The organism is Burkholderia sp. BCC1999 (assembly GCF_905339975.1).
Classification (GTDB): domain Bacteria; phylum Pseudomonadota; class Gammaproteobacteria; order Burkholderiales; family Burkholderiaceae; genus Burkholderia.
Window position 1 is genome coordinate 167,091 of the sequence record NZ_CAJPHP010000008.1, and the last position, 26,149, is coordinate 193,239.

Annotated in this window: 20 protein-coding genes and 1 pseudogene; 12 read left to right on the forward strand and 9 right to left on the reverse strand. The window is 67.2% G+C overall.

Going from position 1 to position 26,149, the window contains the following annotated elements; all coding sequences use genetic code 11:
- Positions 1-40 precede the first annotated feature (40 nt).
- Positions 41-1,237, forward strand: coding sequence for an alpha/beta fold hydrolase (locus U5809_RS13715; protein ID WP_322086903.1), 1,197 nt, complete (start codon positions 41-43; stop codon positions 1,235-1,237).
- Positions 1,238-1,296: 59 nt separating this feature from the next.
- Positions 1,297-2,262, forward strand: a pseudogene (locus tag U5809_RS13720) (D-2-hydroxyacid dehydrogenase family protein); the annotation flags it as partial.
- A 271-nt stretch (positions 2,263-2,533) separates the two neighbouring features.
- Here the strand turns inward: U5809_RS13720 and U5809_RS13725 are convergent.
- From U5809_RS13725 to U5809_RS13740, 4 genes are all read right to left on the reverse strand, one after another.
- On the reverse strand, positions 2,534-3,673 hold the full coding sequence (locus U5809_RS13725) for a patatin-like phospholipase family protein (protein ID WP_322086904.1): 1,140 nt from the start codon (positions 3,671-3,673) through the stop codon (positions 2,534-2,536).
- 162 nt (positions 3,674-3,835) lie between these two features.
- Positions 3,836-4,297, reverse strand: a complete 462-nt coding sequence (locus U5809_RS13730) for a cupin domain-containing protein (RefSeq protein ID WP_322086905.1) — start codon at positions 4,295-4,297, stop codon at positions 3,836-3,838.
- Positions 4,298-4,391: 94 nt separating this feature from the next.
- Complete coding sequence (locus U5809_RS13735) at positions 4,392-4,733, reverse strand: cupredoxin family copper-binding protein (protein WP_282508965.1); 342 nt, start codon at positions 4,731-4,733, stop codon at positions 4,392-4,394.
- A 19-nt stretch (positions 4,734-4,752) separates the two neighbouring features.
- Positions 4,753-5,697: a metallophosphoesterase family protein gene (locus U5809_RS13740; RefSeq protein ID WP_282508966.1), complete on the reverse strand. Its 945-nt coding sequence runs from the start codon at positions 5,695-5,697 to the stop codon at positions 4,753-4,755.
- A gap of 254 nt (positions 5,698-5,951) precedes the next feature.
- On the opposite strand from U5809_RS13740, the gene U5809_RS13745 reads away from it, so the two are divergent.
- From U5809_RS13745 to U5809_RS13755, 3 genes are all read left to right on the forward strand, one after another.
- The gene (locus U5809_RS13745) at positions 5,952-7,541 is read left to right on the forward strand and encodes an inorganic phosphate transporter (RefSeq protein ID WP_322086906.1); all 1,590 of its coding nucleotides are present in this window, start codon (positions 5,952-5,954) and stop codon (positions 7,539-7,541) included.
- A gap of 82 nt (positions 7,542-7,623) precedes the next feature.
- On the forward strand, positions 7,624-9,378 hold the full coding sequence (locus U5809_RS13750; protein WP_322086907.1) for an ABC transporter permease subunit: 1,755 nt from the start codon (positions 7,624-7,626) through the stop codon (positions 9,376-9,378).
- Between the two features lie 11 nt (positions 9,379-9,389).
- Positions 9,390-10,739 (forward strand): nitrate/sulfonate/bicarbonate ABC transporter ATP-binding protein, encoded by a 1,350-nt coding sequence (locus U5809_RS13755; protein ID WP_322086908.1) that lies wholly within the window; start codon positions 9,390-9,392, stop codon positions 10,737-10,739.
- A gap of 27 nt (positions 10,740-10,766) precedes the next feature.
- Here U5809_RS13755 and U5809_RS13760 read toward each other — a convergent pair whose 3' ends face one another.
- Complete coding sequence (locus tag U5809_RS13760) at positions 10,767-11,645, reverse strand: MurR/RpiR family transcriptional regulator (protein ID WP_322086909.1); 879 nt, start codon at positions 11,643-11,645, stop codon at positions 10,767-10,769.
- Positions 11,646-12,009: 364 nt separating this feature from the next.
- Here U5809_RS13760 and ggt point away from each other — a divergent pair, with 364 nt between their 5' ends.
- On the forward strand, positions 12,010-13,761 hold the full coding sequence (ggt, locus tag U5809_RS13765) for a gamma-glutamyltransferase (protein WP_322086910.1): 1,752 nt from the start codon (positions 12,010-12,012) through the stop codon (positions 13,759-13,761).
- A gap of 185 nt (positions 13,762-13,946) precedes the next feature.
- Positions 13,947-15,275, forward strand: coding sequence for a dicarboxylate/amino acid:cation symporter (locus U5809_RS13770; protein ID WP_322086911.1), 1,329 nt, complete (start codon positions 13,947-13,949; stop codon positions 15,273-15,275).
- A gap of 2 nt (positions 15,276-15,277) precedes the next feature.
- On the opposite strand, the gene U5809_RS13775 is transcribed toward U5809_RS13770, so the two are convergent.
- A complete protein-coding gene (locus U5809_RS13775) occupies positions 15,278-15,667 on the reverse strand; it encodes a DUF3331 domain-containing protein (protein WP_176050207.1) in 390 nt (129 codons plus the stop codon).
- A 44-nt stretch (positions 15,668-15,711) separates the two neighbouring features.
- On the reverse strand, positions 15,712-17,004 hold the full coding sequence (locus U5809_RS13780) for an NAD(P)/FAD-dependent oxidoreductase (RefSeq protein WP_322086912.1): 1,293 nt from the start codon (positions 17,002-17,004) through the stop codon (positions 15,712-15,714).
- A gap of 148 nt (positions 17,005-17,152) precedes the next feature.
- Between U5809_RS13780 and U5809_RS13785 the strand changes: the two genes are divergently transcribed.
- A complete protein-coding gene (locus tag U5809_RS13785; RefSeq protein ID WP_322086913.1) occupies positions 17,153-17,806 on the forward strand; it encodes a TetR/AcrR family transcriptional regulator in 654 nt (217 codons plus the stop codon).
- A gap of 25 nt (positions 17,807-17,831) precedes the next feature.
- Here the strand turns inward: U5809_RS13785 and U5809_RS13790 are convergent, their stop codons facing one another.
- Complete coding sequence (locus U5809_RS13790) at positions 17,832-18,743, reverse strand: LysR family transcriptional regulator (protein WP_322086914.1); 912 nt, start codon at positions 18,741-18,743, stop codon at positions 17,832-17,834.
- Positions 18,744-18,851: 108 nt separating this feature from the next.
- Between U5809_RS13790 and U5809_RS13795 the strand changes: the two genes are divergently transcribed.
- Positions 18,852-19,613, forward strand: a complete 762-nt coding sequence (locus tag U5809_RS13795; protein WP_322086915.1) for an SDR family NAD(P)-dependent oxidoreductase — start codon at positions 18,852-18,854, stop codon at positions 19,611-19,613.
- A gap of 36 nt (positions 19,614-19,649) precedes the next feature.
- Here the strand turns inward: U5809_RS13795 and soxR are convergent, their stop codons facing one another.
- Positions 19,650-20,129 carry a redox-sensitive transcriptional activator SoxR gene (gene soxR, locus U5809_RS13800; protein ID WP_310133084.1) on the reverse strand — a complete coding sequence of 160 codons (480 nt, stop codon included), beginning with the start codon at positions 20,127-20,129 and terminating at the stop codon, positions 19,650-19,652.
- An 89-nt stretch (positions 20,130-20,218) separates the two neighbouring features.
- Between soxR and U5809_RS13805 the strand changes: the two genes are divergently transcribed.
- From U5809_RS13805 to U5809_RS13815, 3 genes are read left to right on the forward strand one after another with little or no spacing between them, the layout of a single operon-like run.
- The gene (locus U5809_RS13805) at positions 20,219-21,406 is read left to right on the forward strand and encodes an efflux RND transporter periplasmic adaptor subunit (RefSeq protein ID WP_415877946.1); all 1,188 of its coding nucleotides are present in this window, start codon (positions 20,219-20,221) and stop codon (positions 21,404-21,406) included.
- A 13-nt stretch (positions 21,407-21,419) separates the two neighbouring features.
- Positions 21,420-24,593 carry a multidrug efflux RND transporter permease subunit gene (locus tag U5809_RS13810; RefSeq protein ID WP_322086917.1) on the forward strand — a complete coding sequence of 1,058 codons (3,174 nt, stop codon included), beginning with the start codon at positions 21,420-21,422 and terminating at the stop codon, positions 24,591-24,593.
- A complete protein-coding gene (locus U5809_RS13815; protein ID WP_322086918.1) occupies positions 24,590-26,101 on the forward strand; it encodes an efflux transporter outer membrane subunit in 1,512 nt (503 codons plus the stop codon). Before U5809_RS13810 ends, U5809_RS13815 begins: the two co-directional genes overlap by 4 nt.
- The last annotated feature ends 48 nt before the right edge of the window (positions 26,102-26,149 follow it).

Here is a 26,149-nt window from a genome sequence, read left to right on the forward strand (position 1 = left end):
CATCGCCGTTAAAGCGATATCCGCCACTCGATCCGCCGCCATGTCCCTCATTTCCGTTGCCTTTGCAAGCATCCGGCGCTCACGCGTGCTGCCGGTCGCCCGCTTCCTGTCGCTCGCGATTCCGCTCGCGGCAGCCGTCGGCGTCCTGGGTGGCGCGCACCGGGCCGAAGCCGCGACGCCCACCCAGCGCGAACGTCTCGAGGCGCCGGTGAAGGCCGTCGCCGATCAGCGCCTGACCGTCGACACGCCGCAGGGCAGCGCGATGTTGCCCGTGTACGCCGACCATCCGGTCGACAAAGCGGCACCCGACGTCACGCGCGTGTTCATCGTGATTCACGGCACGCTTCGCAACGCCGACGCTTACTACGCGTCGGGGCGCCAGGTCGTCGAGAAGGCCGGCGCAGCTGGCGACGGCACGATGGTCGTCGCGCCGCAGTTCCTGACGCGCGCCGATACGCGGGCGTTCTCGTTGCCCGCATCGACGCTCGCGTGGACCCAGGAAGGATGGAAGGGCGGCGAACCGGCCCGCCAGCCGGGTCCGGTCAGCTCGTTTGCCGCACTCGACGCGTTGCTTGCGCATTTCGCCGACCGCAGCCTGTATCCGTCTCTGTCGACGGTCGTCGTGATCGGCCATTCCGCCGGCGCGCAGCTGCTGCAGCGCTACGCGGTGGCCGGACGCGAAGGCGACGCGCTCGCGCGTGCCGGCATCGCCGTGCGCTACGTGGTCGCGAACCCGTCGAGCTACCTGTATTTCGACGACGAGCGGCCGAATGCCGACGCGATCGCGGGCGGCGCCTGCCCGCGCGCGACGCAATGGAAATACGGGCTGAAGTCGGCGCCGCCTTACGTCGCGTCGCAGGACATGCGCGAACTCGAAACGCGCTACGTCGCGCGCCATGTCGTGTACCTGCTCGGGCAGGCCGACACGAACCCGTACACGCATTTCATCGACCGTTCGTGCGCGGCGATGGCGCAGGGCCCGTACCGGCTCGCGCGCGGGCTCGCTTATTTCGATTACCTGAAGAAGCGGCACCCGGACGATCTCGCGCAGCAGGTCGTCGAAGTGCCGGGTGTCGGGCATGACGGTCTCGGCATGTTCACGTCCGCTTGCGGGCTGGCCGTGCTGTTCGGGCAGGCCTTGCCGCAATCGTGTCCGGTGGTGGCCGGCACCGCGCCGGACGTGCCCGCGCCCGACGAAAACCGATCGATCAGAATAATGCATGAATCGGCAAGATAAATTCATTTCCCTGTGCGGCGGTTGCGGTTCAGGATGGCGGCGTACCCAGGAGCGCCCCGATGAACATCACGATCCTCGACGATTATTTCGACACGCTGCGCACGCTGCCGAGCTTCGGCAAGCTGGACGGGCATGCAGTCACGATCTGGAACGACCACGTGCAGGACGTCGACGCACTGGCCGAACGCCTGCGCGATACGGAGGTGCTGGTGCTGATTCGCGAGCGGACGCAGATTCGCGCGCCGCTCATCGCCCGGTTGCCGAAGCTGCGGCTGATCAGCCAGCGCAGCGTCTATCCGCATATCGACATCGAGGCGTGCATCGCGCACGGCGTGATCGTGTCGTCGAACCAGCACGCAGGCACGCCGTCCCATGCGGCCGCCGAGCTCACATGGGGCCTCGTGCTGGCCGCGATGCGCCAGATTCCGCAGCAGATGCGCGCGTTGCAGGCCGGCAACTGGCAGATCGGCGTCGGACGCACGTTGCGCGGGCGTACGCTGGGCATTTACGGCTATGGCCGGATCGGTGCGGAGGTCGCGCGATACGGCGCCGCGTTCGGGATGAACGTGCTGGTCTGGGCGAGCGAAGCGTCGCGGCAGCGCGCACGCGACGACGGCTGGCGCACGGCGCCGGACGAACGCACATTCTTCGAAACCTGCGACGTGCTTTCGCTGCACATGCGGCTCGTGCCGGCCACGCGCGGCATCGTGACGGCCGCGGATCTGGCGCGGATGAAGCCCGACGCGCTGCTGGTGAACACGAGCCGCGCGGGCCTCGTCGCACCGGGAGCGCTCGAAGCGGCATTGCAGGCCGGCCGGCCCGGGATGGCGGCGGTCGACGTGTACGAGACGGAGCCGCTGCGTGACCCGCAGCACCCGTTGCTGCGTATGCCCAATGTCGTGTGCACGCCGCATATCGGCTACGTGACCGAAGACGAATACGAAACGCAGTTCTCGGATGTGTTCGACCAGATCGTGTCCTATGCGGCCGGACAGCCGATCCACGTGGTCAACCCGGACGTGCTCGGAAGCCGCATCGATCGAGCCGCTGATCCTCGACCTGCTCGAATGGATCGGGCCCGGCGCGCGGCCGTACGACGAGGTGATCGACGCGTGGCGCACATCGTGCCCGCGCCTGCCGGTGTGGGAAGAGGCGTGCGCGCGCGGCTACGTGGTTCGCCACCATGCGCCAGGCGGCGTGGCGGAGGTCGAAGTGAGTGAAGCCGGCCGCGCCCATGTCCGGGTCGCGCGCGCCTGACCGTGTGGGGGGCCGGCGCGCGGCGGCGCCACCCGCGCGTCATGCCGTTTTTCCGGCGACCGGCGCGGCGTCCGGATCGTACACCGTCAAGCCTTCCGTCGGGTCCGTCGGCAAGTCCCACGGACGCGCGGCGATCGCCCGTTTCGCTGCGTCATAGCCGGCCTGCCGGCGCGCCGCGATGCCGGCCGGCGTGAAATCGATGTCCTTCAACTGGTTGTCGCTGGCGAGGCGCGGCGCCGCGAGCTTGATCAGGTGCATCGTCGTCTCGCATCCCCACGCGGCGAGCCGGCGCACGGCCGGCGACGCGCGTTCGGCTTCCGGCACGTGCCGGACCAGTTCGCGGATCACGTGGCGCAGCCGGTGAATCTGTTGCTGGCGCGCGATGTGGCTGTCGGTGCGGCTCGCATACTGGATGTCCTTCTGCCGTTCCGACACTTGCCAGATGCTCTCGGGTTCGGGGCCCGCCGGATTCCACATCTGCACCGAGAAGATGATCGAGCTGCGGCGCGGGTTGTCGTCGAGCACGACCTCGACCGGCGTATTCGAATACACACCGCCGTCCCAGTACGGCTCGCCGTCGATCCGTATCGCCGGAAACGCGGGCGGCAGCGCGCCCGAACTCATGATGTGCTCGATCCCGAGCCGCGTGTCGCGCGAATCGAAATAGCGCATCGTGCCCGTGCATGCGTTGACCGCGCTGACGGTCAGGCGCGGATGGCCCGCGTTCAGCAGGGCGGGATCGATCAGCGACGCGAGCGTATCGCGTAGCGGCGCGATCCGGTAGTACGACGCGCGATCGACGCCGAGGCGCGCCATCGGCCCGAGCCACGACGCCGGATTGGGCTGGAAGAATCCCGCGATGCCGCCGCCGATGATCATCAGCTCGGCCAGTATCCGGTCCCAGCCGGGCAGCAGCGGCGCGGTGTCGAAACGGGTATGTTCGGTCACGCGCTGCCAGAACGCCGACAGCTTCTCGTAGCGCCGTTCCGGCGGATTGCCGGCGATCAGCGCCGCGTTGATCGCGCCGATCGACGTGCCGACCACCCAGTCGGGCCGGATCCCGGCTTCGTCCATCGCCTGGAAGACGCCGAGCTGGAACGCGCCCAGTGCGCCGCCGCCCTGGAGCACGAGCACGACTTGCCCGGGGAGGTCCATTCGTGCCGGCTGGCTCGCGGTCATGCCTTGCCTCGCTGCGTGTGACGGTGGGTCGGATCCGAACAGTTCGATTCAGTTTAGGCGATCGACGGCGCGGGGCCGCTCGCCGTGCAATGGCGCGCGGTGTCGACGTTGGCCAGTGCTTCCGGCCCTTTGACGTGACCGTCCGCCGGCGGGCGTCACGCGTCACGCATCGGGGTAGGGGCTGCCGTCCTTGTGCAGGAACCGGCCGTCGCGGCTCGGGCTCATCATGTCGATGTCCGCGCAGGTGATCACGTCGTCCGGCGAACGCGAGCCCACCTCGAGATAGACCGCGACCGCGTCCGACCGGTTGACCAGGTGATGACCGTTGCCCGAGTTTTTCGGAAACGCCGCGCAGTCGCCTGCGCGCAGCACGGTCTCGCCGCCGTCCTCGATCATCACGAGTTCGCCTTCGAGCACATAGACGAATTCGTCCTCGTCGGAATGCCAGTGGCGCTGGGCCGACCAGCCGCCGGGCGGCACGCGCATCAGGTTGACGCCGAAATCGCGCAGCCCGCCGGCGTCGCCGAGACGCTGGCGGACGCGCTGCGCGCACGGCGCGTCGAACGGCCGCGGATAGCCGCTGCCGCGGCGCTCGGGCACGGCGCTGAGGTCGATCCTGGGCATGGGCGGCTCCGTCTGCCACGCGGGCGAATGGGACGGTGGCCATTGTAGGCGGCCGCCGCCCTCCGTTCGTCCGCGTTTTGCGTAGCGGGCCGCGTCATTCGACGGTGATCGTCTCCTTCATGTACGGGTGAATCCCGCAGAACACCTTGTAGACGCCCGGTTTGTCGAAGCGGAACGAGTACGTGTCGCCCTGGTCGAGTGCCGACGAGTGAAAGATGCCGGCGTCGTTGACGACGGTGTGCGGTTCCCCGTCGAGATTCTTCCACGTGATCGTCGTGCCGGCCTTGATCGTGGTCGACATCGGCGAAAACATGAAATTGCGGATCGTTACGAGCGTGCCGTCCGGCCCCTGCGCGAACGCGGCGAGCGGCGTGCCGGCGGCCGCCGCGCACAGGATCAGCGTCGCGACGATTCGGGATGGCTTGAAGCGGATCATGTCGGTCTCCTTATATTGATCAGGCCAGCGTCGCGTCGTGCAGCGACGACGCGACCGGATGGCCGGCGAATTCGACGGTCGTCACGCCGAGCATCGACGGCAGCCGGTCATGCGGCACCGTGAGCGGCACGGGGCCCGGGCCGTTGCCGGCCGTCGGCTGCGGGAATGCGGTGGAGCGCGCGGTGTGGAACGTCACGTTGCCTTCGACTTTCGACACGATCTGGTGGATGTGCCCGTTCAGCACGGTGACCGAGCCGAAGCGGCGCAGCAGCGCCATCGTCTGCGGCGCGTCGCCGGTGCCCCAGCCCCACGGTTCGTAGATAGTCCACATCGGCATGTGCGAGAACACCACGATCGGCGTGCTCGACGAGCGCCCCTTCAGGTCCTGCGCGAGCCACGCGAGCTGTTCGTCGCCGAAGCTGCCGAGCCCGTTCGGCTTGAAATGCATCACGTTGACGAGGCCGATGAAATGCACGCCCGCGTGATCGAAGCTGTAATAGCCGCGGTTGTCCGACGCCTTGCCGAACCGGCCGAAATATTCGGCACCCGAACCATCGGTGACGTCGTGTTCGCCGGGCACCGTGTGCAGCTCTGGCACGCGCAGCGCGGACAGCAGCTGCGATGCGTGGTCGAATTCCTCGGGCTTGGACAGGTGCGTGATGTCGCCCGTATGGATGGCCAGCGCGGGCATCGCGGGCATCCCGTTGACGAGATCGATCGTCTGCTTCAGCGTGGCCGATACGTCGGGATTCGCGTCCTTGTTGAAGCCGATGTGCGTGTCGCTGATCTGCACGAACAGCGGCTTGCCCGCATCGGCCGGGCGCGCGTCGCCGGTCTGCGCGAGCGCGAGGTCGAACGGCGTCAGGATGCCGCCCGACAGCGTAAACAGCGTGCCGAGGCCGCCGAAGGCCATGCATTGCAGGGCTTTGCGGCGTGACGGGCGGGTAGGGGTCGATGAAGACATGTGAGCCTCGCAATCGTGTGACGAAACCGGACGGCCGGATCGTCCTGGAATAAGCCGGCGCCTTCGCATGCCATACCGGCGAAGCGGCGGATTTATTCCCGCGCGTTACAAGGTCGAACACCTGTGTGTGCTGCCTGCGGGGCGATGCGCGACTCCTGAGGGATGACCTGTCAATGTCTTGTAAGTGACACGTCACATTTGCGTCACGGCCGCCCGATAGCCTGCCACTCCGAATCACCTCTCCGGAGCCCTTCATGCCGAATCTCGCGGCAACGGAAACCAGCGGCGCGGCCAGCAACCGCACGCGCACCATCAGCCTCGCGCTGTTTTTTCTGATCATTGCCTGCGGCATCGTCTATGTCGGCGTTCATCTCAGTGCCGATCTCAGCCCCGTCAAGGAAAGCTCGGTCCTCCCGTTTCTGCTGCTGATCGTCGCGTTGCTGATCGCGCTCGGCTTCGAATTCGTGAACGGTTTTCACGACACCGCGAACGCGGTCGCGACCGTCATCTATACGCATTCGCTCGACCCGCACCTCGCGGTCGTCTGGTCGGGTCTGTGGAACCTGTGCGGCGTGCTCGTGTCGAGCGGCGCCGTCGCGTTCGGCATCCTGCAATTGCTGCCGGTCGAGCTGATCCTGCAGGTCGGCAGCGGTTCGGGCTTCGCGATGGTGTTCGCGTTGCTGATCGCGGCCGTCACGTGGAACCTCGCGACCTGGTATTTCGGCTTGCCGTCGTCGAGCTCGCACACGCTCGTCGGCTCGATCATCGGCGTCGGCCTGATGAACCAGATCGTCAGCGGCCCGTCGGGCACGAGCGGCGTCGACTGGAACCAGGCGCTCGGCGTCGGCAAGGCGCTGCTGTTCTCGCCGCTGATCGGCTTCGTGCTGTCCGCGCTGGTGCTGTTGTTGCTGAAGGCGCTCGTGCGCGTGCCGGCGCTGTACCAGGAGCCGAAGGGCAACAAGCCGCCGCCGTTCTGGATTCGCCTGCTGCTGATCCTGACCTGCACGGGCGTGTCGTTCGCGCACGGCTCGAACGACGGTCAGAAGGGCATGGGCCTGATCATGCTGATCCTGATCGGCGTGATGCCGACCGCGTATGCACTGAACAAGGCCGTGACGCCGGACCAGACGAGCACCTTCGTCGCGGTCGCGCGCCATGCGTCGACGACGCTCGTCAAGTACGCGGATCCGGCCGTGCAGTCCGCCAACCCGCGTGCCGATGTCGAAGCGTACGTGCGCACGCACAAGCTGACGCCCGTGACGATTCCCGCGCTCGGCAAGCTCACCGACACGATCGCCGACCAGGTCGCGCAGGCCGGCGGCATCTCGAGCGTGCCGCAGAACCTCGTCGACAACGTGCGCAACAACATGTACGTCGCGTCCGAGGCGATTCGCCTGATGGAGAAGGCGAAGGCGCCGGCGTTCTCGGTCGAGGACGCGAGCGCGCTCGAAGCGTTCAAGAAGCAGATGGACCGCGCGACGAAATTCATCCCGACCTGGGTGAAGGTCGCGGTCGCGATTGCACTCGGCCTCGGCACGATGGTCGGCTGGAAGCGGATCGTCGTGACGGTCGGCGAGAAGATCGGCAAGTCGCATCTCACGTACGGGCAGGGCGCGTCGGCCGAGGCCGTTGCGATGCTGACGATCGGCATGGCCGACGCGTACGGGCTGCCGGTGTCGACGACGCATGTGCTCGCGTCGGGCGTGGCCGGCACGATGACGGCGAGCGGCGCGGGCCTGCGCTGGGATACCGTGCGCAACCTCGTGCTCGCGTGGGTGCTGACGCTGCCCGCATCGATCGCGCTGTCGGCTGCGTTGTTCTGGGCGCTGCACGGGCTGTTCTGATTCGCGCCGGGGGGGCGCGACGCCCGGCCGCGCGGGACGCGGCCGGACCCATCGACTTTCAATTCGACACAAGACGCTACCGATGGATCTCAGTTTCTTCGACCCGAACCGCACCGCGAACGCCTCGGCGTGGCGCGTGCTCCCCAACCGCTGGGACGCCGTCGCGTTTCCGCTGATCATCGGCATACTCGCGATGGCGATCGTCGGTTTTCACCAGACGATGGCGCCGATCGGCGTACTGCAGACGCAGAAGATCTCGCTCGATCCGTCCAACCTGCCCGAATACGCGTTGCGGACCACGCTGCGGATGCTCGCGGCAATGGTCGCGTCGCTTGCGTTCACGCTCGTCTACGGCACGCTCGCCGCGAAAAGCCGCCGCGCGGGCATGGTGCTGATTCCGATCCTCGACATCCTGCAGTCGGTGCCGGTGCTCGGCTACATCTCGTTTACCGTCACGTTCTTCCTCGCGTTGTTTCCGGGCCGCGTGCTCGGCGCCGAGCTCGCGGCGATCTTCGCGATCTTCACGAGCCAGGCGTGGAACATGACGTTCAGCTTCTACCAGTCGCTGCGCACGGTGCCGCGCGACCTGAGCGAAGTGTCGCGCGGCTTCCACCTGACGCCGTGGCAGCGCTTCTGGAAGCTCGAAGTGCCGTTCTCGATGCCGGGCCTGATCAGGAACATGATGATGTCGATGTCGGGCGGCTGGTTCTTCGTCGTCGCATCGGAGGCGATCACCGTCGGCAATCAGACCATCACGTTGCCGGGCATCGGCGCGTATCTCGCGCAGGCGATTTCGGACAAGAACCTCGGCGCGGTCGGCTGGGTGATCGTCGCGATGTCGGTCGTGATCCTGGCCTATGACCAGTTCCTGTTCCGTCCGCTCGTCGCATGGGCCGACAAGTTCCGGATGGAGAACACCGCGTCGGGCGATGCGCCGCAATCGTGGCTGCTCGACATGATGCGCCGCACGCATCTGATCCATCAGCTGCTCGTGCCGGCCGGCTGGCTGCTGTCGCAGGCCGCGCGGATTCCGCTGCGCCTGCCGTCGATGAAGGGCACGCGTTCGCGTGGCGCGACGTCGCGCCGTTCGTCGCGCATCGGCGACATCGTGTGGGGCGCGTTCGTGATCCTGCTGACGGCGTACGTCGCGTGGCGCGTCGTCAGCTTCGTTGCGACCGGCGTGACGATGGGCGAGGTCGGGCACGTGCTCGTGCTCGGGCTCATCACGCTGCTGCGCGTGCTGGTGCTGATCGCGATCGCGTCGGTGATCTGGGTGCCGCTCGGCGTGCTGATCGGGTTGCGCCCGAAGCTGGCCGAGAAGATCCAGCCGCTCGCGCAGTTCCTCGCGGCGTTCCCGGCGAACCTGCTGTTCCCGGTGTTCGTGATCGTGATCGTCCACTTCCACCTGAACGCGGATATCTGGCTGTCGCCGCTGATCGTGCTCGGCACGCAGTGGTACATCCTGTTCAACGTGATCGCCGGCGCGATGTCCTATCCGAACGACTACAAGGAAGCGACGAAGAATTTCCGCATCCGCGGCTGGCAGTGGTGGCGGCAGGCGATCCTGCCCGGCATCTTCCCGTACTACGTGACCGGCGCGATCACCGCATCGGGCGGCGCATGGAACGCGAGCATTGTGTCGGAGTTCGTGCAGTGGGGCGACACGAAGGTCGTCGCGCACGGCCTTGGCTCGTACATCGCACAGACGACCGCCGCGGGCGATTTTCCGAAGATCATCCTGGGCATCGCCGTGATGTCCCTGTTCGTCACCCTGTTCAACCGTCTGCTGTGGCGTCCGATGTACGCCTACGCGGAATCCCGGCTCCGTCTCGATTGAGAGTAAGCGCGATGCAACAAAATTCGACCGTTATCAACGCACCCGCCAAGACGTCCCAGCCGCTGCAGCCGCCGCGTCTCGGCGAAGAAATCCTGCGCGTCGAGCACGTGAACCGCGGCTTCAACAAGTCGCAGGGCGAACTGCTCGTGCTCGACGATGCGAACCTGTCGCTACGCGAAGGCGAGATCGTCGGCCTGCTCGGCCGTTCCGGCTCGGGCAAGTCGACGCTGCTGCGCATCATCGCCGGCCTGATCGAGCCGACCGGCGGGGAAGTGACCTACCTCGGCAAGCCGCTGAGCGGCCCGGCCGAAGGCGTCGCGATGGTGTTCCAGACCTTCGCGCTGTTCCCGTGGCTGACCGTATTGCAGAACGTGGAAGCCGGCCTCGAGGCGCTGGGCGTCGGTGCGCGCGAGCGGCGCGAACGTGCGCTCGCCGCGATCGACCTGATCGGTCTCGACGGCTTCGAGAATGCGTATCCGCGCGAACTGTCGGGCGGCATGCGCCAGCGCGTGGGTTTTGCGCGCGCGCTCGTCGTCGATCCGACGATCCTGCTGATGGACGAGCCGTTCTCGGCACTCGACGTGCTGACGGCCGAGACGCTGCGTACCGACCTGCTCGATCTGTGGGCGCAAGGCCGCATGCCGATCAAGTCGGTGCTGATCGTCACGCACAACATCGAGGAAGCCGTGTTCATGTGCGACCGGATCCTCGTGCTGTCGTCGAACCCGGGCCGCGTGATCGCCGAGATCAAGGTGCCGTTCAAGCATCCGCGCAACCGGCTCGACACCGATTTCCGCAAGCTCGTCGACGACATCTACGCGAAGATGACCGCGCGCCAGACCAACGAGGCGACGAAGAAGGGGCTCGAACTCGGCAGCTGGATGCCGCGCGTATCGACCAACCTGATGGCCGGCCTGATCGAGACGCTTGCGATGGCGCCGTACCACGGCCGCGCGGACATGCCGGAAATCGCGCGCACGCTGCATCTGGAAGTGGACGAACTGTTCCCGATCGCCGAAGTGCTGCAGTACCTCGGTTTCGCGGACGTGCGCGAAGGCGACGTGTTCCTGACGCCGCCCGCACGCGTGTTCGCGGAATTCGGCACGCAGGAGCGCAAGTTGATGTTCGCCGATCACCTGCTGAAGCATGTGCCGCTGGCGGCGCGGATCCGGAAGGTGCTCAACGAGCGTCCGGGCCATCGTGCGCCGCGCGTGCGCTTCGAGCAGGAGCTGGAGGATTTCCTGTCGGACGAAGCGGCCGAGGAAACGCTCGACGCGGTGATCGACTGGGGCCGCTACGGCGAAGTCTTTTCGTACAACGACAAGACGGAAGTGTTCAGCCTCGAGGATGTCGAGAGCTGATGTCCGTGCCCGGATGGCGAGCGATCGTCATTCGGGCAAATCCCGCTGATTCGTATCCTGCTCGATCCCTCCGGTATTGAGCTGCTCGATCTTCTCCATCCGTTGCCTTGCCAGCTCCGGCAGCCGGTTCGTCACGCCGATCACCAGCGCTTCGGCGAGCGCCAGTGCCGGCACGTTGGTCTGCAGCATCGCGAACGGGCGCCCCTGGATCCGCAGCACGATCTCCGCGAATGCGCCGATCGGCGAGCGCCATTCGTCGGTGATCAGCAGGATCCGCGTGCCGAGCCGGTGCGCAGCCTGCGCGAAGCGGATGCTGTCCTTCTGGTAGCGGCGAAAGTCGAAGATCACGAGCACGTCGTCGCGCCCCATGTCGGCCAGCGCGACCGACGCGAGATTCACGTTCGGTTCGACCGCCTGCACATGCGGCCGCGCATAGGCGAGCGTGAATGAAAACAGCGACGCGAGCGGCGCCGTATAGCGTCCGCCGCCACAGAAGATGCGCACGTCCGGATCGGCGAGCAGCGTCACCGCGGCGTCGAATGCCGCCGCATCGAGTCCTTCGATCATGGTCGCGAGCGATTCGGACAGCCGCTGGAAAATCGCCGAATGACTGTCGCGCATGCCCGTTTCCGAATGGAACGCGTCCATCCGCGCGAGCGGTGAATTCATCGCGGTGTCGATCTCGTCGTGTAGCGCCTGCTGGAACGACGAGTAGTTCGGAAAGCCGATCCGGACGACGAAGCGGAACACGGTCGGGTCGCTGACTTCCGCCTGCTTCGCAAATTGCGCGATGGGGCCCAGCCCGAGACTGGGATAGCGATCCAGCAACGCCTGCGCAACCTTCTGTTCCGACGGCGTGAAGCTATCCATCTGGGATAACAGCAACGCCCTGATGCTCGTCCCCATCGGGCACTCCAGCTCTCTTATCTGTATGACAAACGGCAGACCTCGGCCTGCCGGCGACTCCACGCATGTTAGCCGATTGACGTACGGCGGGCCGTGCAAGTCCCGGTATTAGAGGGACGCATCGCTCTGGCACTTGCTTTGTCGATCGATGTAATAAAACAAACATACACCAATCAACATCTCGGTAGACATCCGCTTTAATTTCGGTGATAACCCTAGGTTTTGGTGCAAAAAAGCGAGTGCTATGATCGCGGCCTTGCCGGAATGTATTGTTTATTACATGTCCGGATGGGCAGCGTCGGCACGCGATCGCAGGCCCGCACATCCCGGCACGGCCCGGTTTACTTGTCTGGAGGATTCCGTCATGAGGCGGCTCGTAGTACTCACCCTGTTGTCGGCCATGAGCGTGAGCGCGTTCGCTGCGTCGACCCCCGCGGTCGAAGCGAAGAACGGCATGGTCGTGTCGTCGCAGCACTTTGCGTCGCAGATCGGCGTCGACATCCTCAAGGAAGGCGGCAACGCGGTCGATGCGGCGGTGGCGGTCGGTTATGCGCAGGCCGTGACCAACTCGTGCTGCGGCAACATCGGCGGCGGCGGTTTCATGACCGTCCACCTGGCCGACGGCCGCGACCGCTTCATCAATTTCCGCGAGACCGCGCCGGCCGCGGCGTCCGCGAACATGTATCTCGACGCGGCAGGAAACGTCATTCCGGACGAAAGCCTGTACGGCTATCGCGCGGTCGGCGTGCCGGGCACGGTGGCCGGCCTCGATCTCGCGCAGCGCAAGTACGGGAAGCTGACGCGCAAGCAGGTGATGGCGCCCGCGATCCAGCTGGCGCGCGATGGCTTCGTGCTGACGCGCGGCGACACGGACATCCTCGACACGACGGTCGAGCGCTTCAAGAAGGACCCGGAAGCCGCCCGCATCTTCCTGCGGCCGGATGGCACGCCGCTGCAGCCGGGCGACCGCCTGGTGCAGAAGGACCTGGCCCGCACGCTCGAGCGCATCGCGGAGCAGGGGCCCGACGCGTTCTATCACGGCGAGATCCCGAAGATCGTCGAAGCGGCGGCCAAGCGCGGCGGCGGCGTGATCACGGCCGCCGATTTCGCGTCCTACCGCGCGCAGGACATCGCGCCGCTGACGTGCACGTATCGCGGCTACGAGTTCGTGTCGGCCCCGCCGCCGAGCTCGGGCGGCGTGACGATGTGCGAGACGCTGAACATCCTCGAAGGGTATGACCTGCGCAAGCTCGGCTATCAGTCGGCGTCGGTGGTGCACTACATGACCGAGGCGATGCGGCACGCATACGAAGACCGCAACACGCTGCTGGGCGATCCGAACTTCATCGACAATCCGGTCGCGAAGCTGACGAGCAAGCAATATGCAGCGGAGATCCGCAAGCACATCAGCGGTGAAATGGCGACCGCCTCGGTCGACGTGCAGCCGGGTGTCGGCGTGCACGAGAAGCCGGAAACGACGCACTATTCGATCATCGACCGCGACGGCAATGCGGTGTCGACGACCTATACGGTCAACGGCCGCTTCGGTGCCGTGGTGATCGCGCCGGGCACGGGTTTCTTCCTGAACGACGAGATGGACGACTTCACCGTGAAGGTCGGTGCGCAGAACCTGTTCGGTCTCGTGCAGGGCACGCGCAACTCGATCGCGCCGGGCAAGCGTCCGCTGTCGTCGATGGCGCCGACCATCGTGAAGAAGGACGGCAAGGTGTTCATGGTGGTCGGTTCGCCGGGCGGGTCGCGCATCATCACGATCACGCTGCAGACCGTGTTGAACGTGATCGACTACGGGATGACGCCGCAGGATGCGGTCGACGCGCCGCGCGTCCATCATCAGTGGCTGCCGGACGAGGTCTACTACGAGACCCGCGGCCTGTCGCCCGACACGCTCTCGATCCTGCGCAACATGGGCTACAAGATGGTCGAGCAGACGCCCTGGGGCGCGGCCGAGTTGATCATGGTCGGCCTGCCGGGCACCGAAGCGGCGAGCCGCCAGAGTTCCGGCAACGATTCGTCGGTGTCCGGCAACGTGCGCGTCGGCTACATCTACGGCGTCAACGACCCGCGCCGTCCGGCCGGCTCGGCGATCGGCTACTGACCTGATCGTTTCATGCTGAACCGCTGCCGCCGGTGTTCGCGTTCCTGCGGATACCGGCGTGGCGGCAGCACGTCCGTTCACGGACATCCGCGAGCCTGACCGGCTCGCTCCGCGCGCTCCCTGGCACGGCACGGGGCGCGCGCCTTTTCATCCGTCAACTCCTTCACCGTGCGGCGAATCCCGTCATGAACAAACGAATGTCCGCGGCAGGCTGGATCCTGCTCGCGATGGCGGCCGGCATCCTCGTCGGCTACCTGATCTACACGCAGTTCCCGGACAAGCAGTCGGCCGCGGAAATTGCCGGCTACATCTCGCTCGTGTCCGACGTGTTCCTGCGGCTGATCAAGATGGTGATCGGCCCGCTGGTGTTCTCGACGCTCGTCGTCGGCATTGCGCACATGGGCGATGCGTCGTCGGTCGGTCGCGTGTTCGTGAAGGCGCTCGGCTGGTTCGTCACCGCGTCGCTGATCTCGCTGCTGCTCGGGCTGCTGATGGCGAACCTGCTGCGGCCGGGCGAGAATCTCGGCTTGCCGTTGCCGGACATCGGCGCGTCCGCGCATCTCGCGACGTCCAAATTCACGCTGAAGGACTTCGTCGGCCACATGGTGCCGAAGTCGTTCGCCGAGGCGATGGCGAACAACGAAATCCTGCAGATCGTCGTGTTCTCGATGTTCTTCGGCGTCGCGCTGTCGGCGCTCGGCGAGCGCGGCAAGATCCTCGTCGCCGCGATCGACCAGCTCGCGCACGTGATGCTGAAGATCACCGGCTACGTGATGAAGCTCGCGCCGCTGGCGGTGATGGCCGCGATGGCGTCGACCGTCGCGATCAACGGGCTGTCGATCCTGCTGAAGTTCGCGGTGTTCATGGGCGACTTCTACGTGAGCCTCGTGCTGCTGTGGGCCACGCTCGTCGCCGCCGGGCTGCTGTTCCTCGGCCGCCGTGTGTTCAGGCTGCTCGTGCTGATCAAGGAAGCGTTCATGCTGTCGTTCGCGACCGCGAGCTCGGAAGCCGCGTACCCGAAGATCCTCGACGCGCTCGACCGTTTCGGTGTGCGCCGCAAAATCTCGAGCTTCGTGATGCCGATGGGTTATTCGTTCAACCTCGACGGCTCGATGATGTACTGCACGTTCGCGTCGCTGTTCATCGCGCAGGCCTACAACATCCATCTGTCGCTGGGCACGCAGGTCACGATGCTGCTGATCCTGATGCTGACGTCGAAGGGGATGGCCGGCGTGCCGCGCGCATCGCTCGTCGTGATCGCGGCGACGCTGCATCAGTTCAACATCCCGGAAGCCGGGCTGTTGCTGATTCTCGGTGTCGACACGTTTCTCGACATGGGCCGCTCGGCCACGAACGCGGTGGGCAACTCGATCGCCAGCGCGGTGGTCGCGAAATGGGAAGGCGAGCTGATGCCGGAATCCGAGGCGCTGACGCATGCCGCGCATCTCGATGCCGAACTGGAACGGCAGAACCGCGATCCGGCCTATGTCGCCGGTCAGACCACGTCGACCTGACGTCAGGCCGCCAGGGCCTCGTCGATGCACGCCGCGAGCACCATCGCGGCGGCGTTGCCCGGCGTCGAGCCGAGCAATTGCGGCGCATAGACGCTGTCGCCGGCCGCGATCGGCCGCCCCGACAGCGCACAGACGCCGCGCTTGCGCGCGGTGAACAGCCGCCACTTCTGGTAGCCGTAATGCCCGGTGCACGCATCGCACCACGAAATCATCACGGTGTCGGCCGTGGGCCGTTCGAGCACGTTGATGGTCGGCTTGCTCGATGCGTCCCACGACGGCAAGCGGTCGCGCGTGACGGTGCGCCGCCGCGGGACGCCCCATGAAACGGACGGCATGTCGAAGCTGCCGATCGCGGCAACGGTCATGAGCCAGGGCGCTGCAGGGTTGTTCATGTCTGCTTTCCTCGAAACGTTACGCGGTGCCGCAACGCGCGGCATCACGACAGGCGGATGCGCGGCTGCACCCAGCCGTTGATCCGTTCGGCGATCCACAGCAAGGTCGCCTTGGAGAAGCCGTGCAGCGCCTGCTGGTGCCGCCGGTAGAGCATCAGGTGGCTGAACTGCGCGAAACGCCCCTGGATGAAGCCGCCGCGAAAGAACCCGAATTGCCCGAGCGTGCCGAACGCGTCGTAGTCGCTGATCGACACGAGCGCGCCGAAATCGTGGAACGCGAACGGCGGAATCGGCGTGCCGTCGAGCCACGCGGGCAGGTGCTTCGCGAGATGTTCGGCCTGCTGCGTCGCCACCTGCGCGGTGGGCGGCAGCGGCCGTTCCTGGCCGTCGGGCAGCAGGCTCGCGCAATCGCCGATCGCGAACACGTGCTCGTCGCCCGTTGCCTGCAGCGTGGGGCCGACGACGACCTGGTTCGCGCGGTTCGTGTCGAGCCCGCCGAGCGCCTGCATGAAATCGGGCGCCTTCACGCCAGCGGCCCAGACCATCAGGTCCGCTTCGGCAAACGAACCGTCGCCGTAGTGGAAACCGTTGGCGTCGGCCGACGTGACGCGCGTCGCCGTCAGCACGTGAAAGCCGATCTGTTCGAGGCGCCGCTGCGCCGACGCGGAAATCCTCGGCGGAAACGCGTTCAGGATGCGCGGGCCGCTTTCGAGCAGCGTGAGCTGCAGCCGCTCGCGCACCGTTTCGTCGCCATAGGCCTGTGCGACTTCCAGCAGGCGGCTCAACTCCGCCGCAAGCTCCACGCCCGTCGCGCCCGCGCCGACGATCGCGACGCGGAACGGTTCGTCGCGCGCGATGCTGCGGAACACGCGCATCCGCAACGCTTCGTTGAAGGTCTCGGCCTGTTGCTGGCTGTCGATGAAGTAGCAGTGCTCGCGCACGCCCGGCACGCCGAAATCGTTGGCCTGGCTGCCGAGCGCGAGGATCAGCACGTCGTATTCGAGCTCACGCGCCTCGATCACCACCTCGCCGTCCTGCGAGCGGATCTCGCCGAGCTGCACGCGGCGGCGCGCTCGATCGAGCCCCTTCAGTTCGCCCGGCTGGTACGTGTAGCCGTGGTCGCGGGCATGGGCGAGGAAGATCACCTGCTGCTGCTGGACGTCGCGCGTTCCGGCCGCAATCGTGTGCAGCATTGGCTTCCAGATGTGGGTCGGACTGCGGTCGACGACGGTGACCTGCGCCCGCCCGGACCGGCCGAGACGCTCGCCCAGCCGGGTCGCGAGCTGCAATCCGGCGATCCCGCCGCCGACGATGACGATGCGTGTAGGGGTTGTCATGGATAAATCATCACGTGATGAATAAGGTATGATCGTAGCGCTTCCCGGCTCCGCGTGTCAACGGAGCAGGGCGAGCGATCCAATTCCGGGGACATGAATCCGGGGCCCGAACACGGGCATACGAACCATTCAAGGGGAGCAGGAAAACGTGGCTGAAGTCACTGAGCGCGTGCCGTCGAAGCGGCGTACGCGCGGGCGGCCGCTGGCGGATGCGTCCGTCGGTCCGGACGTGATATTGCGGGCCGCGCGCCGCACCTTCGCGAAGCGTGGCTACGACGCGACGAGCGTGCGCGAGGTCGCGCGCGAGCTGGGCATCGACGCGGCGCTGATCGCCCATCATTTCGGCACGAAGGAAACGTTGTGGCTGGCTGTCGTCGAGCAGATCGTCGAGCTGGCCGAGCCACTGTTCGATGCGCTGCGTACGCTGCGCATGTCGTCGCTGCCGCATCGCGACCGGGTGCGGCGCGCATTGGAGCTATGCGTCGATCACGAGTTCGCGGAGCCGGACATCGGCATGTTCTTCTCGACCGCTGCGACCGAGGAGGGCGGGCGGCTCGACCGGCTGCAGGAGCGGATCGTGCGTCCGTATCACGATGCGATGTTTCCGCTGCTGACGGAGGCGGTCGACGCGGGCGCGATCCGCCCGGTCGATCCTGACGTGCTGTTCTTCATGATCGCGAGCGCGATCGGCACGACCGTGTCGTACAGCCACATGATGCTGGAGTACACGTCGCTGCCGACCCGGCCGGAGGCGTTCCGGCAGGCCGTACTCGCAGTCGTGTACAACATGCTCGGCGATTGAGCGCCGCCGCGCGCAACGCGCGCGGTCACATCGCGGCAACCAGCCCCAGTTCGCCGACCGCGTTTCGCGCGGTCTCGCGCAGCGCATCGACGAGCGGCGACGGCGTGCGGTAAGCGATCGCCAGCTCGTACGCAAGCGGGCTGCCCGCATCTTTCAGTTCGCAGAACGTAATGCCGTGCGGCTGCATCGGCACGAACAGGCGCGGCATCAGCGCGACGCCGATGCCGCCCGCGACGAGCCCGGCCGTCGTCTGCATCTGGCGCGGCTGCTGGACCACGCGCGGCGCGAAACCGGCCTGCGCGCACGCGGTCACGATCAGCGCGTGCATGCCGGGCCCATGGTGCGCCGCAAACATGACCCACGGTTCGTCCGCCAACTCGGCGAGCGCGATGCGCTTGCGGTGCGCGAGCCGATGACCGTCGGGCAGCGCGGCGACCATCCGGTCGCGCAGCAGCGGTTCGACGCGCACGTCGCCGGCATCGGCCACCGGCAGCACGACAAGGCCGACGTCCGTACGGTCCTGGCGCAGCGCGAGCACCTGTTCGGCGGTCGTCCCTTCTTCGAGCTGAAAATCGACGTCCGGATACCGTTCCTGGAATGCACGCAGGATCAGCGGCAGCAGCGCGTTGACCGTGCTGTCGACGAACCTGAGCCGCAGCGTGCCGCCGAGGCCGGCGCCTGCGCGGCGGGCCATGGCTACCGCGCGCTCGGCCTGTTCGAGCGCACGCCGCGCTTCGAGCAGGAACGCTTCGCCGGCCGGCGTGAGTCGCGAGCCGCGGTTGTCGCGTTCGAGCAGCGCCACGCCCAGATCGTCCTCCAGCTTGCGGATCGCCGCGCTGAGTGGCGGCTGCGCCATGTGCAGCCGCTCGGCCGCGCGCCGGAAGCTCAGCGTCTCGGCCACCGCGATGAATTGCCTGAACTGGCGTAGATCGATCATGCGATACCTTCCATGTATCAGTTGATCATCGAATTCGTATTTTACCTATCACCTGGCGCCGCCCAGAATGGCCTTGTCATCAACCGTCGACAGTCAGGAGGGCAGGTCATGGCGGGCAACGAACGGCAGCGAACGGCAATCGTCACGGGCGGGTCGAGCGGGATCGGCTTCGCGATCGCAAGCCGGCTGGTGGAGGACGGGTATCGCGTTGCGATCGTCGGGCGCGACGTCGCGCGGCTGGAGGCGGCCGTCACGCGTCTCGGCGGCGCGGCGATCGGGCAGGCCGGCGATTTGAGCGTGCGGCGCGAGGCGGAGGCGGCGGTCGCCGCGATCGTCGCGCGGTGGCCGCGCATCGACGTGCTGGTCAACAACGCGGGGCTGACCGGCCGCGTCGGTGCGGATACCGGGACGGACGAGGCCGAGGACGTGTGGGACACCGTGCTCGACGCGAACCTGAAAAGCCTGTTCCTGACGACGATGGCCGTGTTGCCGCACCTGGCCGACCGTGCAGCGCGGATCGTCAACATCGGCTCGATCGCGGCACGCGCCGGCAGCTTGCTGCCGGGCGGGCTGGCGTATGCGGCCGCGAAGGCCGGCGTCGAAGGGTTCACCGTTGCGTTGGCGCGCGAACTCGGGCCGCGCGGTGCGACGGTCAATACGGTCGCGCCAGGTTATATCGCCGACACACGCTTCTTCGGCGACGGCGGCGTTGCGCCGGCCATCGCCGCGACGATCCGCGAGCAGACGCCGGCCGGTCGCGCCGGGCATCCGGATGACATCGCGGACGCGGTTGCGTGGCTCGCCGGGCCGCGCGCGTCGTTCGTCACGGGCGCGACGATCGCGGTGAACGGCGGCTGGCGCGTCGGGTGACGCGCACCGCGCCGGCGGCGGGCATGCGTGCGTCCGTCATTCGACATCCATCGGCGGCTTGTCGCCGAGCCAGCGCCGCGCACCGGGCCCGTTGCGGCCCGCGCGGTCTTCCGGGTTAGTCAGCTTGCAGCGCTTGAGCGACAGGCAGCCGCAGCCGATGCATTCGTCGAGGTTGATGTAGAGCCGCTGCAACTCCTCGATCCGGCTCGCGACGCGCTGTTTCCAGCCGCGCGACAGCCGCTGCCAGTCCTTGTTGCTCGGCGCGGTGTCCTCGGGGAGGCTGACGAGCTGTTCTGCGATTTCGTCGAGCGAATAGCCGATCTTCTGCGCGAACACGATGAACGCGATCAGCCGCAGCACCGCGCGCGAATAGTGACGATGGCTCGAGCCGTTCCGATGCGACTTGATGAGCCCGCGCATCTCGTAGAACCGCAGCGTCGATGCCGGCACGCCGCTGCGCGCGGCCACTTCGCGGATCGACATCAACGGCCATTTCGGTTCTTCCGGGGTACCCATGACGTTCTCCGGGGAAAGCTTGACTTAAAGTTAACTTCAACTTTTATGCTACGCGGCAGTTTAACCCGTCGCGAGGCATCATGCTCTCCTTGTCCCTACGCAGGACGTCGCCGTTGGGCGCCGCCTGTGCATTGTTGCTGGCGTTGTCGGGCTGTCACGACGGCAAAGACGCATCGTCGGCCCAGCCTCTTCCCGAAGTCGGCGTCGCCACGGTCGCGCCGCGCACGGTCCGCCTCGCGGACGAGTTCAACGGGCGCGTCGAAGCCGTCGACGCGGTCGAATTGCGGCCGCGCGTGAGCGGCTATCTGCAGCGCGTGGCCTATAAGGAAGGTGACCTCGTCGCGCAGGGCGCGCTGCTGTTCGAGATCGACCCGCGTCCGTACCGGATCGCGCTCGACCGCGCCAACGCGCAGCAGCAGCGGGCCCGAGCGGCCGCGAGCCTCGCGCAGGTGCAACTCAAGCGCGTGCAGACGCTGATCGATGCGCATGCGACGTCGCAGGAAGAACTCGACAATGCGCGCGCCACCGCCGAGCAGGCGCGCGCGGACCTGCAGGCGGCCGACGCGGCCGTCGCCGATGCGAAGCTCAATCTCGGCTTCACCGAGGTGCGCGCGCCGATCGCAGGGCGCGTCGGCCGCGCGGTCGCGACCGTCGGCAACCTCGCGCGTGCGGACGACACGCTGCTGACGACCGTCGTGTCGCAGGACCCCGTCTACGTGTACTTCGATTGCGACGAGCAGAGCTACCTGCGCTACAACGCGCGCCGTGCCGATCCGAAGCATCGCGCGATCGGCGCCGATCCCGTGCGCGTCGGCCTCGCGAACGAGACGGGCTTCCCCCACGCGGGCACCGTCGATTTCCTCGACAACCGGCTCGATCCGCAAACCGGCACGATCCGCGCGCGTGTGCGGCTGCCGAATGCGGACCATACGTTTACGCCGGGGCTGTATGCGCGCGTGCAGCTCGTCAGCGGTCGCGACCAGGATGCGCTGCTCGTCGACGACAAGGCCGTGCTGACCGACCAGGACCGCAAGTACGTGTACGTGATCGGCCCGGGCGACAAGGCGCTGCGCCGCGACGTGACGATCGGCCGCGAGATGGAGGGCGAGCGGATCGTCGAGAAGGGGCTGCAGGCGGGCGATCGCGTGGTCGTCGACGGTGTGCAGCGGATCTACTACCCGGGTGCGCAGGTGAAGCCGAAGGCGCTGCCCGCGCGCGCCGATGCCGGTAACGCCACGCAGGCCGTGGCCGACGCCGGCACGCCGGCCGCGCAGTGACGGGAGCGATACGATGGATTTCTCCCGATTCTTCATCGACCGGCCGATCTTCGCGGTCGTGCTGTCGATCGTCATCTTCGCGATCGGCCTGATCTCGATTCCGATGTTGCCGGCCGGCGAATACCCGGAAGTCGTGCCGCCGAGCGTCGTCGTGCGTGCGACGTACCCGGGCGCGAACCCGAAGGAAATCGCCGAATCGGTCGCCGAACCGCTGGAAGAGGCGATCAACGGCGTCGAAGGCATCATGTACATGAAGTCGGTTGCGGGGTCGGACGGCAGCCTGCAGGTCGTCGTCACGTTCCTGCAGGGGGTCGACCCCGACACGGCCGCCGTGCGCGTGCAGAACCGCGTGAGCCAGGCGCTGTCGCGCCTGCCCGACGAGGTGCGCCAGTACGGCGTGACCACGCAGAAGCAGTCGCCGACGCCGCTGATGTACGTGAGCCTCTATTCGCCGGACAACAGCCGCGATTCCCTGTACCTGCGCAACTACCTGACGCTGCACGTGAAGGACGAGCTGTCGCGGCTCACCGGCATCGGCGACGTCGGCGTGTACGGCTCCGGCGACTACGCGATGCGGCTGTGGCTCGATCCCAACCGGCTCGCGTCGCGCGGGCTGACCGCAAGCGACGTGATCGCGGCCGTGCGCGAGCAGAACGTGCAGGTGTCGGCCGGCCAGCTCGGCGCCGAACCGTCGCCGAAGAAAAACGACTTCCTCGTGTCGATCAACGTGCGCGGCCGCCTGCGCACGGTGCAGGAATTCAGCGACATCGTGCTGCGCAACGGCGACGACGGCCAGGTCGTGAAGCTGTCCGACGTCGCGCGCATCGAGCTCGGCGCGGGCGACTACACGCTGCGCTCGTATTTCAACGACAAGCATTCGGCCGTGGTCGGCATCTTCCTGTCGCCGGGTGCGAACGCGCTCGACGTCGCGAAGGCCGTGTATGCGAAGCTCGACGAGCTGTCGAAGCGGTTCCCGCCCGGCGTCGCGTACCGCCCGGTGTGGGACCCGACCGTGTTCGTGCGCGAGTCGATCCGCGCGGTGCAGCACACGCTGATCGAGGCCGTCGTGCTGGTCGTGCTCGTCGTGATCCTGTTCCTGCAGACGTGGCGCGCATCGATCATTCCGCTCGTCGCGGTGCCGGTGTCGGTGGTCGGCACGTTCGCGTTTCTCCATCTGCTCGGCTATTCGATCAACACGCTGACGCTGTTCGGGCTCGTGCTCGCGATCGGGATCGTCGTCGACGATGCGATCGTCGTCGTCGAGAACGTCGAGCGCAACATCGCACAGGGGCTGAGCCCGCGCGATGCCGCGCACCAGGCGATGCGCGAGGTGTCGGGGCCGATCGTCGCGATCGCGCTCGTACTGTGCGCGGTGTTCGTGCCGATGGCGTTCATGTCGGGCGTCACGGGCCAGTTCTACCGGCAGTTCGCGGTGACGATCGCGATTTCGACGGTGATCTCCGCGATCAACTCGCTGACGCTGTCGCCCGCGCTCGCGGCGAAGCTGCTGCGCCCGCACGGCGCGCCGAAGGATGCGCTCACGCGTGCGCTCGATCGCGCATTCGGCTGGCTGTTCCATCCGTTCAACCGCTTCTTCGAGCGCAGTTCGGATCGCTATCATGGCGTCGTCGGTCGCACGCTGAAGCGTCGCGGCGTGGTGTTCGCCGTCTATGCGGTGCTGCTCGCGGCGACCGCGCTGCTGTTCAACGCGGTGCCGGGCGGCTTCATCCCCGTGCAGGACAAGCTGTACCTGTTCGCGGGCGCGAAGCTGCCGGAAGGCGCGTCGCTTGCGCGCACCAGCGCGGTGACCGAGCAGATGACGAAGATCGCGCTCGGCACCGACGGCGTCGAGATGGTGCCGGCGTTCGCGGGGCTGAATGCGCTGCAGGGCGTGAACACGCCGAACATCACGAACTCCTACGTGATCCTGAAGCCGTTCGACCAGCGTCATCGCAGCGCCGCGCAGATCAATGCGGACCTGAACGCACGCTTTGCGGCGATCGGCGGCGGCATTACCTACGCGCTGATGCCGCCGCCGATCCAGGGCCTCGGCAACGGTTCGGGCTACTCGCTGTACCTGGAGGATCGCGGTGCGCTCGGCTACGGCGAATTGCAGAAGGCGCTGACGACGTTCCAGGCCGCGGTCGCGAAGACGCCGGGGATGAGCTATCCCGTCAGCTCGTACCAGGCGAACATCCCGCAGCTCGAGGTGAAGGTCGACCGGCTGAAGGCGAAGGCGCAGGGCGTCGCGTTGACCGACCTGTTCAACACGCTGCAGGTGTATCTCGGCTCGATGTACGTGAACGACTTCAACATCTTCGGCCGTGTGTATCGCGTGATGGCGCAAGCGGATGCCGGCCACCGGCAGACGGCCGCCGACATCGCGAACCTGCGCACGCGCAACGCGAAGGGCGAGATGGTGCCGATCGGTTCGATGGTGACGGTGGAGCCTGCGTACGGGCCCGACCCTGTCGTTCGCTACAACGGCTATCCTGCCGCCGACCTGATCGGCGATGCCGATCCGAAGGTGATGTCGTCGTCGCAGGCGATCGCGAAGCTCCAGCAGATCGCCAAAGAGGTGCTGCCGCCCGGCATCACGCTCGAATGGACCGACCTCAGCTACCAGCAGGTCACGCAGAGCAACGCGGCGATCGTCGTGTTCCCGCTGGCGGTGATGCTCGTGTTCCTCGTACTCGCATCGCTGTACGAGAGCTGGACGCTGCCGCTCGCGGTGATCCTGATCGTGCCCGTGTGCATGTGCGCGGCGCTGTTCGGCGTATGGCTGTCCGGCGGCGACAACAACGTGTTCGTGCAGGTCGGTCTCGTCGTGCTGATGGGGCTTGCGTGCAAGAACGCGATCCTGATCGTCGAATTCGCACGCGAACTCGAAATCCAGGGCAAGGGCGTGATCGAAGCGGCGCTCGAAGCGTGCAAGCTGCGGCTGCGCCCGATCGTGATGACGTCGGTCGCGTTCATCGCGGGCTCGGTGCCGCTCCTGATCGGCAGCGGCGCCGGCAGCGAAGTGCGTGCCGCCACCGGCGTGACCGTGTTCGCGGGGATGCTCGGCGTCACCCTGTTCGGGCTGTTCCTGACACCCGTGTTCTATGTGGCGATCCGCAAGCTCGCGGGCGGCACGCCGGCCGTCTGGAGCGAACATCACGGCACCCTCGAAGGAGAAAACCGATGAGCGCCGCTTTCCGTCTTTCCGCGCTCGCGATGTCGGTGACGCTTGCCGCGTGCGCGGTCGGCCCCGATTTCAAGCGGCCCGATACGGCCACGGCCGCGCGGTTCGCGCGCGACGCGCATCCGGCCGCGCAGCGCGACGCGTCGCTGGCCGATACGTTGCCCGACGCGTCGGCTGCCGCCGATGCCACGTTCTGGCGTGGCTTCGGCGATCCGGCGCTGACGCAGTTGATCGACGCGGCGCTCGCGGCGAACCAGGATCTGCAGGTGGCAGTGTCGCGCTACGACGCGTCGAATGCATTGCTGTCGCAGGCGACCTTCGACCGCTTTCCGACCATCACCGCTAGCGGCCAGATCGGCCATCAGTTGATGAGCAAGGACCAGGCGTTCGGCGCGCCGCGCAGCCAGCGCGACACGCCGACGTCCAGCGTCGGGATCAACGCCGCATGGGAACTCGACCTGTTCGGCCGCGTGCGTCGTTCGATCGAATCCCAGCGCGCGGAAACGGCGGCGAGCGCGGCCGACGTGCGCGCGGTGCGCGTCGCGATCGCCGGCGAGGTGGCGAGCACGTATGTCGATCTGCGCGGCTCGCAGGAGCGGCTGCGGATCGCGCGCGAGAACGCCGACAACCAGAAGCAGACGCTTGCGTTGATCAATGCGCGCGTCGGCGCGGGGCGAGGGTCTGAGCTGGATGCGGCGCGGGCGCGGGCGCAGTACGAATCGACGACATCGCGGATCGCCGTGTACGAAGCGGCGATCGGCGTCGACGAGCATCGGCTCGCGGTGCTGACCGGGCAGACGCCGGATGCGCTGATCGGCCGCTTCGATTGGCCGAAAACCGGCACGGTGGCGGGCACGCCGGTGCCGCTGCCGGCGCTGGCCGCCGACATCGATCCCGGCACGCCGGGCGACCTGCTGCGCCGGCGTCCCGATGTCGCGGCCGCCGAGGCAAGGCTGCACGCGGCGACCGCGCGCGTCGGCGTCGCGACGGCCGACCTGTTTCCGCGCTTCACGCTGTCGGGCCTGCTCGGCAGCGCGACGAGCAGCTACGGGTTCTTCCGCGCGGGCAGCGACACGAACCTGATCGCGCTCGGCATCGACTGGTCGTTCCTCGACGTCGGCCGCGTGCGTGCGCGGATCGCCGCGAGCGACGCGGAAGCGGCCGGCCAGCTCGCGCAGTACCGGCAGACCGTGCTCGGCGCGCTGGAGGAAACGGAGAACGCGCTGCTGCGTGTCGCACGCACGCGTGACGAGACCGCGCACCTCGTGCGCGCGGCGGACGACAGCGCGTGCGCCGCGCAGCTCGCGCAGACACGTTTCTCGGCCGGTGCGATCGACTACTACGAAGTGCTCGACGCGCAGCGGACGCTGCTGCAGGCGCAGGACGCGGCGGCCGACGGGCGGACGCGCAGCGCGGCGTCGACGGTCGCGCTGTACAAGGCGCTTGCGGGCGGTTGGCCGTCGGGCGCGGAGCAGGGCGCGCAAGCCCCGCTCGCGCAGTCGAAGCCGTAGCGCGCGGCGCCGCGCGGCAGACCGGTGGGATCGTGTCTGTCGCGCGGC

Excerpts from the sequence above, each read along its gene's own strand:
- U5809_RS13715 (WP_322086903.1), top strand. The coding sequence starts at position 41 with ATGTCCCTCATTTCCGTTGCCTTTGCAAGCATCCGGCGCTCACGCGTG.
- U5809_RS13725 (WP_322086904.1), bottom strand. The coding sequence starts at position 3,673 with ATGACCGCGAGCCAGCCGGCACGAATGGACCTCCCCGGGCAAGTCGTG.
- U5809_RS13730 (WP_322086905.1), bottom strand. The coding sequence starts at position 4,297 with ATGCCCAGGATCGACCTCAGCGCCGTGCCCGAGCGCCGCGGCAGCGGC.
- U5809_RS13735 (WP_282508965.1), bottom strand. The coding sequence starts at position 4,733 with ATGATCCGCTTCAAGCCATCCCGAATCGTCGCGACGCTGATCCTGTGC.
- U5809_RS13740 (WP_282508966.1), bottom strand. The coding sequence starts at position 5,697 with ATGTCTTCATCGACCCCTACCCGCCCGTCACGCCGCAAAGCCCTGCAA.
- U5809_RS13745 (WP_322086906.1), top strand. The coding sequence starts at position 5,952 with ATGCCGAATCTCGCGGCAACGGAAACCAGCGGCGCGGCCAGCAACCGC.
- U5809_RS13750 (WP_322086907.1), top strand. The coding sequence starts at position 7,624 with ATGGATCTCAGTTTCTTCGACCCGAACCGCACCGCGAACGCCTCGGCG.
- U5809_RS13755 (WP_322086908.1), top strand. The coding sequence starts at position 9,390 with ATGCAACAAAATTCGACCGTTATCAACGCACCCGCCAAGACGTCCCAG.
- U5809_RS13760 (WP_322086909.1), bottom strand. The coding sequence starts at position 11,645 with ATGGGGACGAGCATCAGGGCGTTGCTGTTATCCCAGATGGATAGCTTC.
- ggt (WP_322086910.1), top strand. The coding sequence starts at position 12,010 with ATGAGGCGGCTCGTAGTACTCACCCTGTTGTCGGCCATGAGCGTGAGC.
- U5809_RS13770 (WP_322086911.1), top strand. The coding sequence starts at position 13,947 with ATGAACAAACGAATGTCCGCGGCAGGCTGGATCCTGCTCGCGATGGCG.
- U5809_RS13775 (WP_176050207.1), bottom strand. The coding sequence starts at position 15,667 with ATGAACAACCCTGCAGCGCCCTGGCTCATGACCGTTGCCGCGATCGGC.
- U5809_RS13780 (WP_322086912.1), bottom strand. The coding sequence starts at position 17,004 with ATGACAACCCCTACACGCATCGTCATCGTCGGCGGCGGGATCGCCGGA.
- U5809_RS13790 (WP_322086914.1), bottom strand. The coding sequence starts at position 18,743 with ATGATCGATCTACGCCAGTTCAGGCAATTCATCGCGGTGGCCGAGACG.
- U5809_RS13795 (WP_322086915.1), top strand. The coding sequence starts at position 18,852 with ATGGCGGGCAACGAACGGCAGCGAACGGCAATCGTCACGGGCGGGTCG.
- soxR (WP_310133084.1), bottom strand. The coding sequence starts at position 20,129 with ATGGGTACCCCGGAAGAACCGAAATGGCCGTTGATGTCGATCCGCGAA.
- U5809_RS13810 (WP_322086917.1), top strand. The coding sequence starts at position 21,420 with ATGGATTTCTCCCGATTCTTCATCGACCGGCCGATCTTCGCGGTCGTG.
- U5809_RS13815 (WP_322086918.1), top strand. The coding sequence starts at position 24,590 with ATGAGCGCCGCTTTCCGTCTTTCCGCGCTCGCGATGTCGGTGACGCTT.